Source organism: Nocardiopsis sp. iso_25 (genome assembly GCF_056173305.1).
In genome coordinates this window covers 1,181,101-1,197,526 of the sequence record NZ_CM149667.1, presented here as the reverse complement: position 1 = coordinate 1,197,526, position 16,426 = coordinate 1,181,101, and the positions used below count along the sequence as shown (strand labels likewise).

Sequence of the window (16,426 nt, the reverse complement as noted above, 5' to 3'; positions counted from 1 at the left end):
CGGGGGCACGGGCGCTGTCGCCGGGAGAGCGGGATGCGTCAACGCTTTTTATGACACCTCGTCATCATCTTGACAAGCCCGATGGTTCGGTGTTCAACTGTTCCGGCGCGAACTTCAGGTTAGGTAAGGCTCACTTCGCCAAGGCAAGCATAACCTCACCGAAGTTTCCCTCACGCGGGTGGTGGACCCCGACCGAACCCGCACGAACGCGAAGGCCCCCGATGCAAGCAGCGCTATCCCTCCGCCCGAGGAACGGGCGGCGCCGCGGGCTCGTCCCGCCCCTGGCCGTCACCGCCGCGCTGGTGCTGTCCGCCCCGGCGGCGGCGCTCGCCCAGCCCGTGCCCGGCCCCTCCCCCGACCAGGAACCCGTCCGTCCACGCGTCACCACCGTGGACCGGACCCGGGGCCTGGACCCCGGGGGCGACACCGTCACCGTCTCCGGGATCGGCCACGAGCCCGGTTCCCTGCTGGAGGCCGCCACCTGGGCCGTCCCGGAGGCGGAGGGCGAACCGGTCGCCGACACCGCGAACGCGGTGACCGTCGAGGTCGACGAGCGCGGCACCTTCAGCCTCAGCCTGGGCACCGGCACCGGGTTCGCCGCCGACGCCGGCCTGGACGCCTCCGACGCCCCCTTCGAGGTGCGCCTGGTGGAGAGCGGCACCGAGCCGGACGGCGAGGACCCCGCCGGGGGCGCTCCCCCGGCTCCGGGGCCCGACGCGGGCACGGAGTCCCCCCGGGAGGACCGCGCCCCGGCGGAGACGACCGGCGCGACCGACGCCCACCCGGCGGGTGCGGCCGACGGCGCCCGGGACGGGGACGCCTCCCCCGGAGCTGCGGAGGTCCTCGCCGGACCGGGCAGGAGCGCCCCGGTGGCCCTGCCCTCGGCACCGGCCCCCGACGCGGTCGTGGGCAAGGTCCCGGTGGCCTTCTCGGCCCCCGCGCCGCGGACCGGGCCCCGCACCGGCCCGCAGAGCCGGCCGCAGGCCGCCGTGCCCGCCGCACCCGCGGCCCCCGTGCCCCGTGAGCCGGGCGACCCGACCCTGAGCGTCTCCAAGACCAGCGGACTCGACCCCGCGGGCGAGACCGTCACGGTCACCGGCTCCGGGTACGACACTGCCAAGGGGATCTACGTGGCCTTGTGCGACACCAGCGGCGCCGGTCCCGACCAGGCGCCCAGCCCCTGCATCGGCGGCGTGGACATGGAGGGGTCGAGCGGCGCCTCGGTCTGGGTCTCCAGCAACCCGCCGCCCTACGGGGAGGGGCTGGCCGTCCCCTACACGGGCGGCGGCGCCGACGGCGGGTTCAGCGTCGAACTGAGGGTCAGGGCCAGCGACGAGAACACCGACTGCGCCGACCCCGGAACCGAGTGCGCGGTGGTCACGCGCAACGACCACACCCGCTCCAGCGACCGCGGCCAGGACGTGTTCGTCCCCGTCTCCTTCGGCGGCGGCTCCGGGAACGGAGGGGACTCCGGCGGCTCAGGAGACTCCGGGGGCTCCAGGGGCTCGGGAGACAGCGGGTCCGGCGGCGGATCGGGCGGTAGCGGTGACGCCGCGGGCGGCGGGGGCCCGGGCAGCGGTTCCGGCCCCCTGCCCCGCACCGGCGGCGCTCTGTACGGCCTGGTCCTGGCCGCCGCTGTGGCCGTCCTGACCGGCGCGGCGGCACTGGTCGCCACCCGCCGCCGAACCCGGGGAGCCCCCGCGGACACGGACTGAACCCGCGGCCGGTCCTCCGTACGGGGTTCCGGCCCCCAGACCGCCGTGCCCGCCCGTCCCCCGGCGGGCACGGCGGGAACCCGCGGCGCCCGTGCCGAACCCCCGTTCGGCACGCCGCCGCGGCGCCCCACCCACCCCCCGCACCCCAGGCACACCCCACCGCACCCGCTCCGCAGGGGTCCGCCGCACCACAGGTCCCGGCAGTCGCCGGGAACCCACCCTCACCATCCCCCTCACTGATTGGACCGACGATGACCACCACCCCGACCCGAGGGAGCACGGCACCGGGCGGACTCCGCCGGGCGCTGCGCCTCCTCAGCGCCTACGCGGGCGCGGCCGCCCTGGGCGGCACGTTCGCCGTGGCCGCCGCCCCGGCCGCCTCGGCCGATGAGGTGCTCCCCCTCGCCGGGGGCTCCGCCTCCTGGGGCGTGAAGGAGTCCTTCCGCAACTACGTGGGCAGCCCGATCGCGCACGGCGGCTACGAGGCCTCCGACGGGGCGACCCTCCTGGCCGACGGCACCGTCGACTTCCCCACCGCCGGGGGCACGGTCTCCAAGGAGGACGCCTCCGGTGACGTGAGCTTCTCCGGGACGGTCGTCTTCACCGGCCACGACTACGGTCAGGGCCCCGTTCTGGAGGTGCGCGTCTCCGACCCCCGGGTGGTGTTCGAGGGCGACACCGCCACGGTCTTCGCCGAGGTCACCAGCCGCGAGTTCGGCGGGGCCAACCCCAACCTGCCCCCGGGCGACCTGGTCGAGTACGGCGAGGTCGCGGTCACCGAGCTGACCGGCGCCGAGGTGGCCGTGGAGGGCGAGGAGATCACCTTCACCTCCACGGCGGGCGCGCTGCACGCCGACGCGGTGGAGCCGTTCGCGGGCTTCTACGCCGCGGGCGCCCCGATGGACCCGCTCTCCTTCACCGCCGGGATCGACGACGTCACCGACCCGGGCGGCCCCGGTGAGCCGGTGCACGACCCGCGCGTCACGGTGGCCCCGGCCAGCGACCTGGACCCCGCTGGCGACACCGTCACCGTCGAGGGCACGGGCTTCCGCCCCGGCCAGGGCGTCTACGCGGCCCTGACCGCCGCCCCGCAGTCCGCCGACTCCTACCCGGCCCACCACACCGGCGCGGTGTGGCTGCGCGGGGCCGACGCCCCCGGCGAGGACGGTTCCTTCAGCACCGAACTCCAGGTGACCGGCTCCTACGAGGCGGACGGCACCGTCCACGACTGCGCGCGGACGCAGTGCTACGTGGCGGTGTTCAACGACCACACCGACATCGCCAACCGCGACCAGGACGTGTGGACGCCGGTCTCCTTCACCGCCGTGGAGGAGCCCACCCAGAAGCCCACGGACCCGACCGACCCGACCGACGAGCCGACCGACCCCGCCGAGGGGCCGCTCACCGTCCACAACGGCCGCGCGGACTGGGGCGTCAAGGAGTCCTTCCGCGACTACATCACCGGCAACATCGCCCGGGGCGAGATCACCCCGAGCGACGGCGCCGGCCAGAACGAGGACGGGACCTTCGCGTTCACCGACGGCAGCGGTGAGGTGGACCTGTCCGCGTCCACCGCCGACATCGCGTTCGAGGGCACGGTGCTCTTCGAGGGCCACGTCCACGACGGCGCCGACCCGCTGCTGAGCATGACGGTCAGCGACCCGCGCGTGACGATCGACGGCGCGGCGGGCGTGCTGTACGCCGACGTGACGAGCAAGCCGCTGAGCGGGGAGGACACGGCGGTCTACGAGGACGTGGCGCTGGCCGAGCTGGACCTGACCGGTGTGGACTACACGCTGGAGGAGGGCGTCCTGAGCTGGGAGCCGATCCCCGCGGCCCTGACCGCCGAGGGCGTGCCCGCGTTCGCGGACTTCTACGCCGCCGGGGAGCAGTTGGACCCGGTCTCGCTGACCGTGAGCGTGGACGAGGAGGTCCAGGTTCCGGGCGGAGGCGGTGACGGAGACGGAGACGGCGGTCCCACGCCCGGTCCCGGTGACGGGGACGGCGGCGGCACTCCTGGCCTGCCCAACACCGGTGTCGCGCTGGCCGGTCTGCTGACCGCGGCCGCGGTGGCCGTCGGCGCGGGCGGCGCGGCGGTGTACGCGGCCCGCAGGCACGGTTCCGCCCCCGAGGGGGACGAGGAGTCCGCGGCCTAGCCGCCTGACCGGTTCCCGTGCGGGGCGGGGTCCGCGGGCCCCGCCTCGGGACCGGTCGGCTCCCCGGGCGACACGAGGGCCTTGGCACACACGGTGTGTCAAGGCCTTCGTCGTGCCCGCCGCGCGCGGTGACCGGGCACGGCGGGGTCCGCGCCGGACACGCGGCCGCTTCCCCCCCGGGGGGCGTCGGCCGTCCGGGCGGGAGGGCTACTTCATCATCTCCTCGTAGACCTTCTTGCACTCGGGGCACACGGGGAACTTCTTGGGGTCGCGGTTGGGCACCCACACCTTGCCGCACAGGGCGATCACGGGGTCGCCGGTCACGGCGCTCGCGGTGATCTTGTCCTTCTGCACGTAGTGGGCGAACCGCTCCCGGTCCCCGCCGTCGTGGGAGATGTCCGGTTTGGTCTCGCTGTCCGGGAGGACCTTGTTGAGGATGTCCATCGCCATCGTGCCTCACACCTTTCGACGTCTGCGTTCCACGGTATAGGGTGCCGCGCCCAGCCCCGGCTGCTCAGTTCATGGTGGGGTCGTCGGGGAAGGTGGACAGGAGCGCCATGTCCCCGCCCTGGCGGCGCAGCACCCGCGACCACAGCCCCTCGGGCGCGGTGGTGAAGACGTCGTCGGCGACCGCGTCGACGACGTACCAGGCCCCCTCCTCGACCTCCCCGGCCAGCTGGCCCGAGTTCCACCCCGCGTAACCTGCGAAGACGCGGAACGCGCCGAGCGCGCCGCCGAGCACCCGGGCGGGGCCGTCGAGGTCGACCACGCCGATCCCGTCCAGGCCCAGCTCCGGGTCCAGGCCCTCCAGCGGGGACCAGCCGGGAGGGGGCTCTCCGGAACCGGCCTCCCCCAGGGCGATGCCGGAGTCCAGGCCCACGGGACCCCCGGAGAACACCACCGCCGGTTCGCTGGCGTAGGCGCCCCAGCCGGTGACGACCTCGTCCACGGCCATACCCAGGGGGCGGTTGAGGATCACCCCGAGGGTGCCGTCGGCGGCGTCGTCCACGACGAACACCACCGAGCGGCGGAAGGAGTCCTCCTGGAGCATGGGGGCGGCCACCAGGAGGCGCCCGGTCATCGGCTGGTCCATGCCCTCCCACCTACCCCGGAACGACGGGCGGACCGCCGGTGTTTCCGGGCCGTTATGCCTGTGCGGCCGCCTGTCCGCGCTGGGCGACCTCGCGCACGGCCGTGGCCACGTGGGTGGACAGGTCGGAGTGGAACACGCTGGGGATGATGTAGTTGGGGCCCAGCTCGTCCTCGGTGACGACGTCGGCCAGGGCCTCCGCCGCGGCGACCATCATGTCCGAGGTGACGTCGTGGCTCTGGGCGTCCAGCAGACCGCGGAAGAAGCCGGGGAAGACCAGCACGTTGTTGATCTGGTTGGGGTAGTCGCTGCGGCCGGTGGCCACGACGGAGGCGTGCAGGTGGGCCACGTCCGGGTCGACCTCGGGGTCGGGGTTGGCCAGCGCGAAGATGATGGCGTCCTCGTTCATCTCGGCGATGTCGTCGCCGTCGAGGAGGTTGGGGGCCGAGACGCCGATGAAGACGTCCGCCCCGGCCACGGCGCCGCGCAGGTCGCCGCTGTAGCCCTCGGGGTTGGTGTGCTCGGCGATCCACCGCAGGTTGGCGTCCAGGTCTTCGCGCCCGGCGTGCACGGCGCCGTGCACGTCGCTGACGATGACGTCGCGCACCCCGGCGTGCATGAGCAGCTTGAGGATGGCGGTTCCGGCAGCGCCCGCGCCGGACATGGCGATGCGGACCTCGCCGAGCTTCTTGCCCACCACGCGCAGGGCGTTGCGCAGGGCGGCGAGCACGACGATGGCGGTGCCGTGCTGGTCGTCGTGGAAGACGGGGATGTCGAGCAGCTCGCGCAGGCGGGCCTCGACCTCGAAGCAGCGAGGGGCGGAGATGTCCTCCAGGTTGATGCCGCCGAACCCGGGGGCCAGCACCTGCACGGTGCGCACGATCTCGTCCACGTCCTGGGTGTCCAGGGCGATGGGCCAGGCGTCGATGTCGGCGAAGCGTTTGAACAGGGCGGCCTTGCCCTCCATGACGGGCATGGCGGCCTCGGGGCCGATGTTGCCCAGGCCCAGGACCGCGGAGCCGTCGGTGACCACGGCGACGCTGTTGCGCTTGATGGTCAGGCGCCGGGCGTCGTCCTTGTTGGCGGCGATGGCCTGGGAGACGCGGGCGACGCCGGGGGTGTAGGCCATGGAGAGCTCGTCGCGGTTGCGCAGCGGCACCTTGGACTTCATCTCGATCTTGCCGCCCAGGTGCATGAGGAAGGTGCGGTCGCTGACCTTGTGCACGACCACGCCCTCGACGGCACCCAGGGCGTCGACGATGGCCTGGGCGTGCTCGGTGTCGCGGGCGGCGCAGGTGACGTCGATACGGATGCGCTCGTGTCCGGCGGCGGCCACGTCCAGCGCGGTGATCATGCCGCCCACCTGCTCGACGGCGTTGGTGAGACTGCCGACCGCACTGCCCCCAGCGTCCAGTTCGAGGCGGACGGTGATGGAGTAGGAAACGCTGGGAAGGGTGGCCACGTGTTGCTCCTTGGCTCTGGCTGGTGTGGTGCGTCCGGGGCGCCCCGCCGGGGCGCTCGCCGGTGCACGGCGCCGCCTGCGCGCGTGCGCGGGATGGGGGGTGCCGTGTGTCCTGTGGGCGCGGTGCTCGCGCACCGTCACTCGGACCCCGGTTCCGGGCGGGGGCTGACCCGTGACCGAGTCGCCTTACCTTACCTGAGTCAAGCCCCAACCGTCAGCACAAGGTGACAATTACCGCGCTGGTAAAAAATCGCATAAATTACGCCAGCGCGCGGGTGTCGCGGCGGGCAATGCGCGGCGGCTCGGCGGCGTCTCAGGTGCCCTCGGGAGGGGCGGCCGCGCGGTCGCGGGCGGCGCGCACGACGAGGTCCACGCAGGCCTCCAGCGAGAGCGACACCGCATCCAGCACCAGGTGGTAGTGGTGGGGGTCGGCGGGGTCGGCTCGGTAGAAGCGCCGCACGTAGGCCGCCCTGGCGCGGTCGTTGTCGTCGAGCAGGCGCGCGTTGGGCGGCTCGTCGGAGTCGGCGCCCGTCCACTCGCCGTGGTCGCCGGACTCCCAGAGCCTGTGCGCCCGGCGCAGGCGTGCGTCGGGGTCGCCGTCCAGGCGCACGTGCAGGGCGCCGGGACGGTCGCGCAGGACCACGGCCCCGGCACGGCCGAGGACGACGCCGCCCTGCCGGGCCACCTCGCCCAGGACCCGTTCGGTCTGCTCCACGAACTCGTGGTCGTAGAGGAGGCGGCCCTCCTCGTCGGTGCTGCCGATGAGGGCGGTGTCCACGCTGCCGAGGGTGACGGTGGGCAGGCGCGCGGCGCTGGAGAGCAGGCGTTCGAGCCTGCCGGGGGCGCGGTCGTCGCGTTGGAGCGCCTCGTCGAGCGAGCAGCCGATACGGGCGGCCACCGCGCTGGGCACGGCCCGGTCGAGGAAGGCCACGCCGAGCCGGGCCGCGACGGCGGGGCCCACCGCGCTGCCTCCCGCGCCGTAGGTGGCCGAGATCGTGACCAGGGGTTCGCCGCGTCTGTCGGGGGTGTCGTCGGTCGCCATGGGGTAAACCTGCCAGTTCCGCGACGGGCCGTGAGCCCGTCTCCTGACCGGGTTGTACCCGCTGTGCGCGGGTTATGTCCCGTGGCCGGCGGGAGAGCCGTGGTCGGCGGCTCTCCCGCCGACCACGGTCCCTAGAACAGCGCGGAGGTGAGCTTGCGGCGGGCGGCGTTGACCCGCGGGTCGCCCGGGGGCAGCAGCTCGAACAGGCCGAGCAGGTGGGTGCGCGCCCTGTCGCGGTCCTCGTCGGCGGTGCGCCTGACCGTGTCGACGAGGCGGCCGAAGGCGTCCTCGAACCTGCCGCCGTACATCTCGACGTCGGCCGCGGTGGCCTGGGCGGCGACGTCCTCGGGCCGGTCGGCCGCGGCCTGGAGGGCGGCGCCCGCGTCCACTTCCTGGAGGCGGCCGACCAGCCGGACCTGGGCGAGCTTGGCCCTGGACTCGGTGTCGCCGGGGTCGGCCTCCACGGCCTTGGCGTAGACGGCCGCGGCGGCCTCGAAGTCGCCGCGGTCCAGGGCCTCCTGGGCCTCGACGTCCACGGGACGGCCCTGGGGCTCCTCGGGCTGGGCCGCCTGCGCGCCCTGCGCACCCTCGGCGCCGGGCTCACCGGTGATGGTGCCGGGGTGGCCCGGGGGCAGCGCGCCCTGTTCCTTGAGGGCGGCGAACGCCTCGACCAGCCAGGCGGTGAGCTGCTCCTCGGTGGCCGGGCCCGCCGGTCCGGGCAGGAGCTGGCCCTGGATCACCACGACGATCATCGGGGTGGTGGGCACCCGCAGGGCCTGGACCAGCTGCGGGCTGGCCTCGCTGTCGACCTTGGCCAGGAACCAGGTGCCGCCGGAGGCCGCGGAGATCCTGTCCAGGGCGTCCTCGACCTGCTTGGACTGCTCGGACCAGCCCGCGAGGACGGCCAGCACGACCGGGGTCGACATCGACCGCTCCAGGACCTGGGCCTGGAAGGTGGCCTCGTCGACGTTGACGGCGTAGGGGTTGGATCGACCCGCCGACTCCGCCGCGCGCTGTTTGGCCTCGCGTTCCATGGCCGCCTTGCGCGCGCCGAGGTCCACGGCACTGTTCGGTGAAAAGTCCGAAGGCTGCATGCCTCCATCCTGCCGTATGCGCGGGCAGGACGTGGACCGCCTGTGGACGAGTCCGTGCGGACGCGCGCGGGTTCCGGTTCCCCGCGTCGCGGGGCGTCCGCGGGCGGGGAGGCCGGGGACACCGCCCGGGCGTCCCGGGGAGGCGTGTCAGGGACCACGCTCCGGGCCGCCCCACCCGGATCAGAAGCGCGGGTCCTCGGTGTAGGTCCCGAACTCCTCCCCCATGGTCGCGCAGATCTCGCCGAGCGTGGCCTCGGCGCGGGCCGCGTCCATGATCAGCGGGATGAGGTTGCCCCCGTCCGAGCGCACGCCCGCCAGCAGGGCGGCCAGGGCCCGGTCCACGGCGGCGCCGTCGCGGGCGGCGCGGCGCTCGGCGAGCGCGCGCTTCTGCTCGTGCTCGACCTCGTGGCTGATCCGGAGGATGTCCAGTTCACCGGAGACGGTGTTGGTGTGGCAGTTGACGCCCACGATCCTCTTGTCGCCCTTCTCCAGTGCCTGCTGGTACTGGAAGGCGGACTCGGCGATCTCGGCGCTGAAGTAGCCGTTCTCGATCCCGGCGAGGATGCCGGAGGTCATCGGGCCGATCGCGTGCTCGACGCCCTCGCCCCCGCCCATGCGCAGGACGTGCGCGAAGATCCGCTCCGCCTCCGCCTCCAGTTCGTCGGTGAGCGACTCCAGGTACCAGGAACCGCCGAGCGGGTCGGCGACGTTGACGATCCCGGTCTCCTCCATGAGGACCTGCTGAGTGCGCAGGGCGATCTCGGCGGACTGCTCGGTCGGCAGCGCCAGGGTCTCGTCCAGGGCGTTGGTGTGCAGCGAGTTCGTACCGCCCAGGACCGCCGAGAGCGCCTCCACGGCGGTGCGCACGACGTTGTTGTAGGGCTGCTGGGCGGTCAGGGAGACCCCGGCGGTCTGGGTGTGGAACCGCAGCCACTGCGCCTTCTCGGTCCTGGCGCCGTAGACGTCCCGGAGCCAGCGCGCCCAGATGCGGCGGGCGGCGCGGAACTTGGCGATCTCCTCGAAGAAGTCGATGTGCGCGTCGAAGAAGAAGGACAGCCCCGGCGCGAAGGTGTCGACGTCCAGTCCGCGGGAGAGACCGAGTTCGACGTAGCCGAAGCCGTCGGCGAGGGTGAAGGCGAGCTCCTGGGCGGCCGTGGCCCCGGCCTCGCGGATGTGGTAGCCCGACACCGACAGCGGCTTGTACGCGGGGATTTCGGCCGCGCAGTACTCCATGAGATCGCCGATCAGCCGCAGTTGCGGCTCAGGCGGGTAGAGCCACTCCTTCTGGGCGATGTACTCCTTGAAGATGTCGGTCTGGAGCGTGCCGTTGAGGGTGCGGATGTCCACCCCCTGGCGCTCGGCCGCCACCAGGTACATGCAGAAGGCCGGGACGGCCGGACCGCTGATGGTCATGGAGGTGGTGGTCTCGCCGAGCGGGATCCCGTCGAAGAGCAGGTCCATGTCGGCGACGGAGTCGATGGCCACGCCGCAGTGGCCGACCTCGCCCAGCGCGTGGGGGGAGTCGGAGTCGTGGCCCATGAGGGTGGGCATGTCGAAGGCGACCGAGAGCCCGCCCCCGCCCGAGGCCAGGATCATCTTGTAGCGCTCGTTGGTCTGGCGCGCGTTGCCGAACCCGGCGAACTGGCGGATGGTCCACGCCCGTCCCCGGTAGCCGGTGGCGTGGAGGCCGCGGGTGTAGGGGTACTCCCCCGGCCAGCCGATGCGCTCGAAACCGGGGACCTCGGCGCCGGGACGGGGGCCGTAGATGGGTTCCAGGGTGCGCCCGGACAGGGAGGTGAAGTCGGCGTCGCGCGTGCGCGCCGAGTCGTAGCGGCGCTGCCAGCGCTCGCGTCCGGCCTCGATCTCCTGGGCCCCGCCGCCGCTGGGACCGCTCGTGGTGTTCGCCATACCGAGATAGTAGGACGTCCAACTAATGATGTACAGGGAGGAAGCCCGCGGCGCCGGGGCGCGGCGGGCGGTCAGCGGCCCTCGGCGGCCTCCGCGACGGGCTCGGGGAAGTCACCGAAGTCCACCCTGAGCCGGGTGAACATCTCGTGCATGCGCCACAGCTCCTCGTCGGAGTAGCAGCCCAGGCCGAAGTCCATGGACAGCAGTGCCCCGGTCGCCTCCTCGGTGACCCGGCGCCCGGCGTCGGTGATCTCGGCCAGCACGCCGCGACCGTCGCTCGGGTTGGGGAGGCGGCGCACGAAGCCCTGCCCCTCCAGCCGGTCGATGGTGTTGGTGACGCTGGTCGGGTGCACCATGAGGCGCTCACCGATCTTGCCCAGGGGCAGCGAGCCGGAACCGCTGAAGGTGAGCAGGACGAGCGCCTCGTAGCGGGCGAAGGTCAGGCCGAACGGTTTGAGGGCGCCGTCCAGCTCCCCGATCAGGATCTGCTGCGCGCGCATGACCGAGGTGACCGCCGCCATGGCGGGCGAGGGCCCCCATCTGCGCGTCCAGTTGTCGTGTGCCCGCTCGATCGGGTCGAACGGGAGATTCAACGGGTTACCCACGGGTTCACTCTAGCCAGCGGGAAGGGCCCGCCCGCCCGACCGGAAGGGGGCCCGTCCCCGCTCCCCGCGCGGCCCGGCCGCCGGACGCCGCGCCGGGCACGGCACGAGCGTCCGCCCCGGCCAACCGAAGTGACGGAACCAGCGCTCCGAGGCGGGCGTGACATGGGGGGTTCACGGGGCCGGGAGGGGGCCCGGAGCAAGAACCACACAGAGCCCATAACAGCGGACAGGAAAGAAGACAAGACTTTTCCGTGGCCACAAAGGGACAGGTTCCGCGCCCGGAACTGGTCCACCCCGCCAACTCGGCAAATCCGCCGGTCTTCCGGCGAAGGGCGCGTGGGGCCCGCCACCGCGCACGCGGGGGCGAGCGGAGAGTCCCCACCGGGTCTTGACGGAGCGCGGAATTATTAGTTAAGTTTCCTAAAAATTTATCCCCCCACGTCAGAGGCTCAAGGTGACGACCTGTCCTCACTTGGCCCGTGGACCACCCCCAGGGAGGCCGCCGAACCCCGCTGACGGACCGCGGCTCTCCCCGCGATCCCCCGCACACGACCGCAGCCCATCCCACACGCTCCGAGAGCAGGGTCCACGCGCTTTGGGAGCAGGGTCATCCGCTCCAGGAGCACGGTCGTCCGTCCCCCCGACCCCCGCCCCCGCCCCCGCCCCCGCCCCCGCACCAGGAGATGCCACGACGTGAGAGCACGACGTTTCAGTACCCGCCTCGCGGCCGCCGCGGCCGCCGTGCTGCTCGCCCCGCTCGCGGCGACCGCGGTCCCGGCCGCGGCCGCCGAGGAGACCGCCCCCGCCGACCTGACGGTCACCTACACGGAGTCGGCCCGGTGGAACACCGGCTACACCGGCCAGATCACCGTCCACAACGCCTCGGACGCCCCCGTCGACGACTGGGCCGTCGAGTTCTCGCTCCCCGACGGCAGCCGCATCCACGAGTTGTGGAACGCCACCCTCGCGGGCACCCCCGGCGGATACACGATCACCCCGCCGCACTGGGGCGCCAGCGTCCCGGCGGGCGGCAGCTACTCGTTCGGCTTCAACGGACTGCACTCCGACGGCGCCACCGACCTTGTGGACTGCCTGGTCAACGGCTCCCCCTGCGCCGGGGACGACGGAAGCGGCCCCTCCCACGACAGCTACAGCGTCGCCTACTACACCCAGTGGAGCGCCGGGGAACGCGGCTACCACGTCCGCGACCTGGTCGACAGCGGCAGCGCGGAGAAGCTCACGCACATCAACTACGCGTTCGGCAACGTCACCGCCGAGGGCGTGTGCGCCACGGACGAGGGGGCCAGCCAGGAGGGCGCCGTCGCCGACTACGCGCACCCCGTGCCCGCCGCGGAGAGCGTCGACGGAACCGCCGACGACCCCGGCCAGGAGCTGCGCGGCAACTTCAACCAGCTGCGCGAGCTCAAGGAGATGTACCCCGACCTCAAGGTCAACATCTCCCTCGGCGGCTGGGAGTGGTCCCGGTACTTCTCCGACGCGGCCCTGACCGAGGAGTCCCGCGAAAGGCTGGTCAGCTCCTGCGTCGACCTGTACCTGCGGGGCGACCTGCCCGAGGTCGACGGCGCGGGCGGCGAGGGCGCCGCCTACGGGGTCTTCGACGGCATCGACCTGGACTGGGAGTGGCCCGGCTCCGACGGCCACCCGCACAACACCGTCCGGCCCGAGGACAAGGAGAACTTCACCGCCCTGGTGCAGGAGTTCCGCGACCAGCTGGACGCGCTCGGCGAGGAGACCGACCGCCACTACGAGCTGACCGCGTTCATGCCCGCGGGAGGCTGGCGCCTGGACGCCGGGTACGAGCTGGACGAGCTCATGACCGACTTCGACTTCGTCACGGTGCAGGGCTACGACTACCACGGCACCTGGGAGAGCACGACCAACCACCAGTCCAACCTGGTCGTGGACACCCGCGACCCCCAGCCGGTGATCTCCACCGAACTCATCGTCCAGGCCTACCTGGACCGGGGCGTGGACCCCGGCAAGCTCGTCCTGGGCGTGCCGTTCTACGGACAGGGGTGGACGGGCGTGGAGCCCGGCCCCGACGGCGACGGCCTCTTCCAGACCGCGACGGGCCCCGCGCAGGGGACGTACGCGGCGGGCACCGAGGACTGGAAGGTCCTTGAGGAGAAGGTCGCGTCCGGCGAGTTCGAGCTCTTCCGCAACGACGAGGCCGGTACCGCCTGGATCTACGACGGCAGCACTCTCTGGAACTACGACGACGAGACCGCCATGACGCAGAAGACCGACTGGGCCCAGGACAACGGCCTCGGCGGGGTCATGGTCTGGTCCATCGACGGCGACGACGCCGAGGGCAGCCTCATGGCCGCCATCGACACGGCGCTGAGCGACTAGGAACCGTCCGCCCCGCCGCGACCGCGCGCCCTCCGGGGGCGCGGTTGCGGCGGGGACGGGCTCCGTGCGCGGCCCGGACAGCCGGAACGCGCCCCGCGAACGCAGCCGACAGACTTCCGGTCCGGCGATCCCGGACCGGGACCGAGCGGCGTCGGTGCTCTGATCCGGGGAGCACCGCCGCCACGGCCGGTGCGGACCGATGTGCGACGGTCCGCACCGGCCACCACACCGCCCTCCCCCTTCCTCCCCCAGGTCGGAGGCCCGCCATGCCCCTGCCGCGCACACGCCACCTCTCACGCGCACCGCCGAGACCGCCACCGGTCAGCTCGCGACACCGCACTCCCTGGGCGCACACCCCGCAGCCCTCCGCCCCGGCGGCGGAAGGCCAACCCCCACACCGCTCACGCACCAGGAGCAACCGTGAGAGCACGACTTCGCCAACGAATCGCGGCACTGGCCGCCGCGGTCGTCCTACCCCTCGCACTGGCACCCGTCCCGGCCGCGTCGGCCGACACCGCGGGCGTCACCGTCACCTACGTGGAGACCAGCCGCTGGGAGACCGGCTACGGCGGGCAGCTGACCATCGCCAACGGCTCGGGGTCGGCGCTGACCGACTGGAGCGTCGGCTTCCGGCTCCCCTCGGGCACCGCGATCACCAGCCTGTGGAACGCCACCCTCAGCCGCTCCGGTGACGCCTACACCATCACCCCGCCCTCGTGGGGCGCCTCCGTCCCGGCGGGCGGCAGCTACTCCATCGGGTTCAACGGCACCCACGGCGGCGGCGACACCGCTCCCGTGGACTGCACGGTCAACGGCGGCAGCTGCTCGGGCGGGCCCGGCGGGGAGGACACCGAGCCGCCGACCGCGCCGACCGGCCTGGCCGTCACCGGCACCACCTCGACCACCGTGGCCCTGGAGTGGGGCGCGGCGGGCGACAACGCGGGGGTCGCGGGCTACGAGGTCCTCTCCGGCGGCGAGGTCGTCCGCGCGATCACCGGCACCACCGCCACCGTCACCGGGCTGGCGCCCCAGACCGAGCACACGTTCACCGTGCGCGCCTACGACACCTCCAACAACAGGGGTCCCGAGAGCGGCGCCGTCACCGCCACCACCGACGCGGACGGCGGCGGCCCCACCGAACCGCCCCAGGAACGCCGGGTCGCCTACTTCACCCAGTGGGGCATCTACGGCCGCGACTACCTGGTGAACGACCTGGTCACCTCGGGCACCGCCGAGAAGCTCACCCACATCAACTACGCCTTCGGCAACATCAACGCGAACGGCGAGTGCTTCATGGCCAACCAGCTCGGCCAGGGCGACGCCTGGGCCGACTACGGCCGCTCCTTCGGTGCCGCCGACAGCGTCGACGGGGTCGGCGACACCTGGGACCAGGACCTGCGCGGCAACTTCAACCAGCTGCGCGAGCTCAAGGAGATGTACCCCGGCCTCAAGGTCAACATCTCCCTGGGTGGCTGGACCTGGTCCGAGCACTTCTCCGACGCGGCGCTGACCGCCGAGTCCCGCGAGCGCATGGTCTCCTCGTGCATCGACCAGTTCCTGCGCGGCAACCTGCCCGTGTTCGACGGCGCGGGCGGCCCCGGCTCCGCCTACGGGGTCTTCGACGGCATCGACCTGGACTGGGAGTGGCCGGGATCGGCGGGTCACCCGCACAACACCATCCGCCCCGAGGACAAGGAGAACTTCACCGCCCTGGTGCAGGAGTTCCGCGACCAGTTGGACGCCCTGGAGGCCGAGACGAGCCGCCAGTACGAGCTGACCGCCTTCCTGCCCGCCGACCCGGAGAAGATCGAGCTCGGTTTCGAGATGCCGCAGCTCATGACCGACTTCGACTTCATCACGGTGCAGGGCTACGACTACCACGGCGGCTGGGAGACCACCGCCAACCACCAGTCCAACCTGCTCCTGGACCCGGCCGACCCCGGCCCGGACCTGTACTCCACCGAGACCACGGTCCAGGCCTACCTCGACCGCGGCGTCGCCCCCGCCGACATGGTGCTCGGCGTGCCGTTCTACGGCCGCGGCTGGACCGGCGTGGAGCCCGGCCCGAACGGCGACGGTCTCTTCCAGAGCGCTACCGGACCCGCCCCCGGTAGCTACGAGGCGGGGATCGACGACTGGAAGGTCCTGAAGAACCTGGTGGGCACCGGCGGCTACGAGCTGTACCGCGACGACGCGCTGGGCACCGCCTGGCTGTACAACGGCGACACCTTCTGGACCTACGACGACGAGATCTCCATGACCCAGAAGACCGACTGGGCGCAGGCCCAAGGCCTGGGCGGCGTCATGATCTGGTCCGTTGACGGCGACGACGCCAACGGCAGCCTCATGAACGCCATCGACACGGCGCTGGCCGAGTAGTCCGGTCTCCGGTCCGGCGTGCGCCGGGCCGGGGACAGGCCGGGCCGGGGACAGGCCGGGCCGGGGACAGGCCGGGCTGGTGGCAGGCCGGACCGAAGGTGGGTCTGGCTGGAAGTAGGCCCGGTTCGAAATTGGCCTGGTTGGAAGTGGGGCTGGCTGGAAGTAGGCCCGGCTGGAAATGGGCCTGTCCGGGAGTAGACCGGTGTGGACCGTCGTGGTCCGCACCGGCCGCTTCTGCGTCGGGTTCTCCCAGGGCCCTTGCTCCGGACGAACACCAGGAGGAAGGGGCTGGCGATGGAGAGCGCGCACAAGCTGCTGCGAAGTGGTGCGGGAGGGCGGTCAACGGTCGGGGTTCGGGGATGGCCGCTCGCTCCGGCGGCGCCTGCTGCCGCGAAGTGGCGCAGGAGGGCGACCAACGGTTGGCGTTCGGGGGTGGTGGGGCTTTGCTGCGTTGGCACCAAAGGCGGCGGGTGGTTGGGGGCGCCGTCCAACGCCTTCGTTGCGGGTGGTGGCCGGAGGTGGCGGCGCCTGCTGCCGCGAGGTGGTGCGGGAGGGCGACGAACGCTTGGTGTTGGTGGGGTGGTGGGGCTTTGCTGCGTTGG

11 protein-coding genes are annotated in these 16,426 nt (G+C 72.8%); 4 read left to right on the top strand and 7 right to left on the bottom strand.

What is annotated here, in order from left to right:
* Window positions 1-221 precede the first annotated feature (221 nt).
* Complete coding sequence (locus AC0VX6_RS05415; protein ID WP_475467549.1) at window positions 222-1,715, top strand: cell wall protein; 1,494 nt, start codon at window positions 222-224, stop codon at window positions 1,713-1,715.
* 251 nt (window positions 1,716-1,966) lie between these two features.
* Complete coding sequence (locus tag AC0VX6_RS05410; protein WP_475467548.1) at window positions 1,967-3,871, top strand: HtaA domain-containing protein; 1,905 nt, start codon at window positions 1,967-1,969, stop codon at window positions 3,869-3,871.
* A 207-nt stretch (window positions 3,872-4,078) separates the two neighbouring features.
* Here the strand turns inward: AC0VX6_RS05410 and AC0VX6_RS05405 are convergent, their stop codons facing one another.
* The 7 genes from AC0VX6_RS05405 to AC0VX6_RS05375 form a co-directional block, all read right to left on the bottom strand.
* A complete protein-coding gene (locus AC0VX6_RS05405; RefSeq protein ID WP_019611444.1) occupies window positions 4,079-4,321 on the bottom strand; it encodes a DUF3039 domain-containing protein in 243 nt (80 codons plus the stop codon).
* Between the two features lie 64 nt (window positions 4,322-4,385).
* A complete protein-coding gene (locus AC0VX6_RS05400; protein ID WP_475467546.1) occupies window positions 4,386-4,964 on the bottom strand; it encodes a YqgE/AlgH family protein in 579 nt (192 codons plus the stop codon).
* Window positions 4,965-5,016: 52 nt separating this feature from the next.
* Complete coding sequence (locus AC0VX6_RS05395) at window positions 5,017-6,423, bottom strand: NAD-dependent malic enzyme (protein WP_475467545.1); 1,407 nt, start codon at window positions 6,421-6,423, stop codon at window positions 5,017-5,019.
* A 313-nt stretch (window positions 6,424-6,736) separates the two neighbouring features.
* On the bottom strand, window positions 6,737-7,465 hold the full coding sequence (locus tag AC0VX6_RS05390) for a cytidylate kinase-like family protein (protein ID WP_274976460.1): 729 nt from the start codon (window positions 7,463-7,465) through the stop codon (window positions 6,737-6,739).
* 131 nt (window positions 7,466-7,596) lie between these two features.
* The gene (locus AC0VX6_RS05385; protein ID WP_274976459.1) at window positions 7,597-8,559 is read right to left on the bottom strand and encodes a tetratricopeptide repeat protein; all 963 of its coding nucleotides are present in this window, start codon (window positions 8,557-8,559) and stop codon (window positions 7,597-7,599) included.
* Between the two features lie 180 nt (window positions 8,560-8,739).
* Entirely contained in the window at window positions 8,740-10,467 is a 1,728-nt protein-coding gene (locus AC0VX6_RS05380; RefSeq protein WP_475467543.1) for an acyl-CoA mutase large subunit family protein, read from the bottom strand.
* A 71-nt stretch (window positions 10,468-10,538) separates the two neighbouring features.
* A complete protein-coding gene (locus AC0VX6_RS05375; protein WP_026115238.1) occupies window positions 10,539-11,060 on the bottom strand; it encodes a MarR family winged helix-turn-helix transcriptional regulator in 522 nt (173 codons plus the stop codon).
* A 705-nt stretch (window positions 11,061-11,765) separates the two neighbouring features.
* On the opposite strand from AC0VX6_RS05375, the gene AC0VX6_RS05370 reads away from it, so the two are divergent.
* A complete protein-coding gene (locus AC0VX6_RS05370) occupies window positions 11,766-13,445 on the top strand; it encodes a glycosyl hydrolase family 18 protein (protein ID WP_274976457.1) in 1,680 nt (559 codons plus the stop codon).
* 420 nt (window positions 13,446-13,865) lie between these two features.
* Entirely contained in the window at window positions 13,866-15,824 is a 1,959-nt protein-coding gene (locus AC0VX6_RS05365) for a glycosyl hydrolase family 18 protein (protein ID WP_475467541.1), read from the top strand.
* Window positions 15,825-16,426 lie beyond the last annotated feature (602 nt).

What these genes read in the sequence shown, in the direction of transcription:
- AC0VX6_RS05415 (WP_475467549.1), top strand. Translation starts at nt 222, where the DNA reads ATGCAAGCAGCGCTATCCCTCCGCCCGAGGAACGGGCGGCGCCGCGGG.
- AC0VX6_RS05410 (WP_475467548.1), top strand. Translation starts at nt 1,967, where the DNA reads ATGACCACCACCCCGACCCGAGGGAGCACGGCACCGGGCGGACTCCGC.
- AC0VX6_RS05405 (WP_019611444.1), bottom strand. Translation starts at nt 4,321, where the DNA reads ATGGCGATGGACATCCTCAACAAGGTCCTCCCGGACAGCGAGACCAAA.
- AC0VX6_RS05400 (WP_475467546.1), bottom strand. Translation starts at nt 4,964, where the DNA reads ATGGACCAGCCGATGACCGGGCGCCTCCTGGTGGCCGCCCCCATGCTC.
- AC0VX6_RS05390 (WP_274976460.1), bottom strand. Translation starts at nt 7,465, where the DNA reads ATGGCGACCGACGACACCCCCGACAGACGCGGCGAACCCCTGGTCACG.
- AC0VX6_RS05385 (WP_274976459.1), bottom strand. Translation starts at nt 8,559, where the DNA reads ATGCAGCCTTCGGACTTTTCACCGAACAGTGCCGTGGACCTCGGCGCG.
- AC0VX6_RS05380 (WP_475467543.1), bottom strand. Translation starts at nt 10,467, where the DNA reads ATGGCGAACACCACGAGCGGTCCCAGCGGCGGCGGGGCCCAGGAGATC.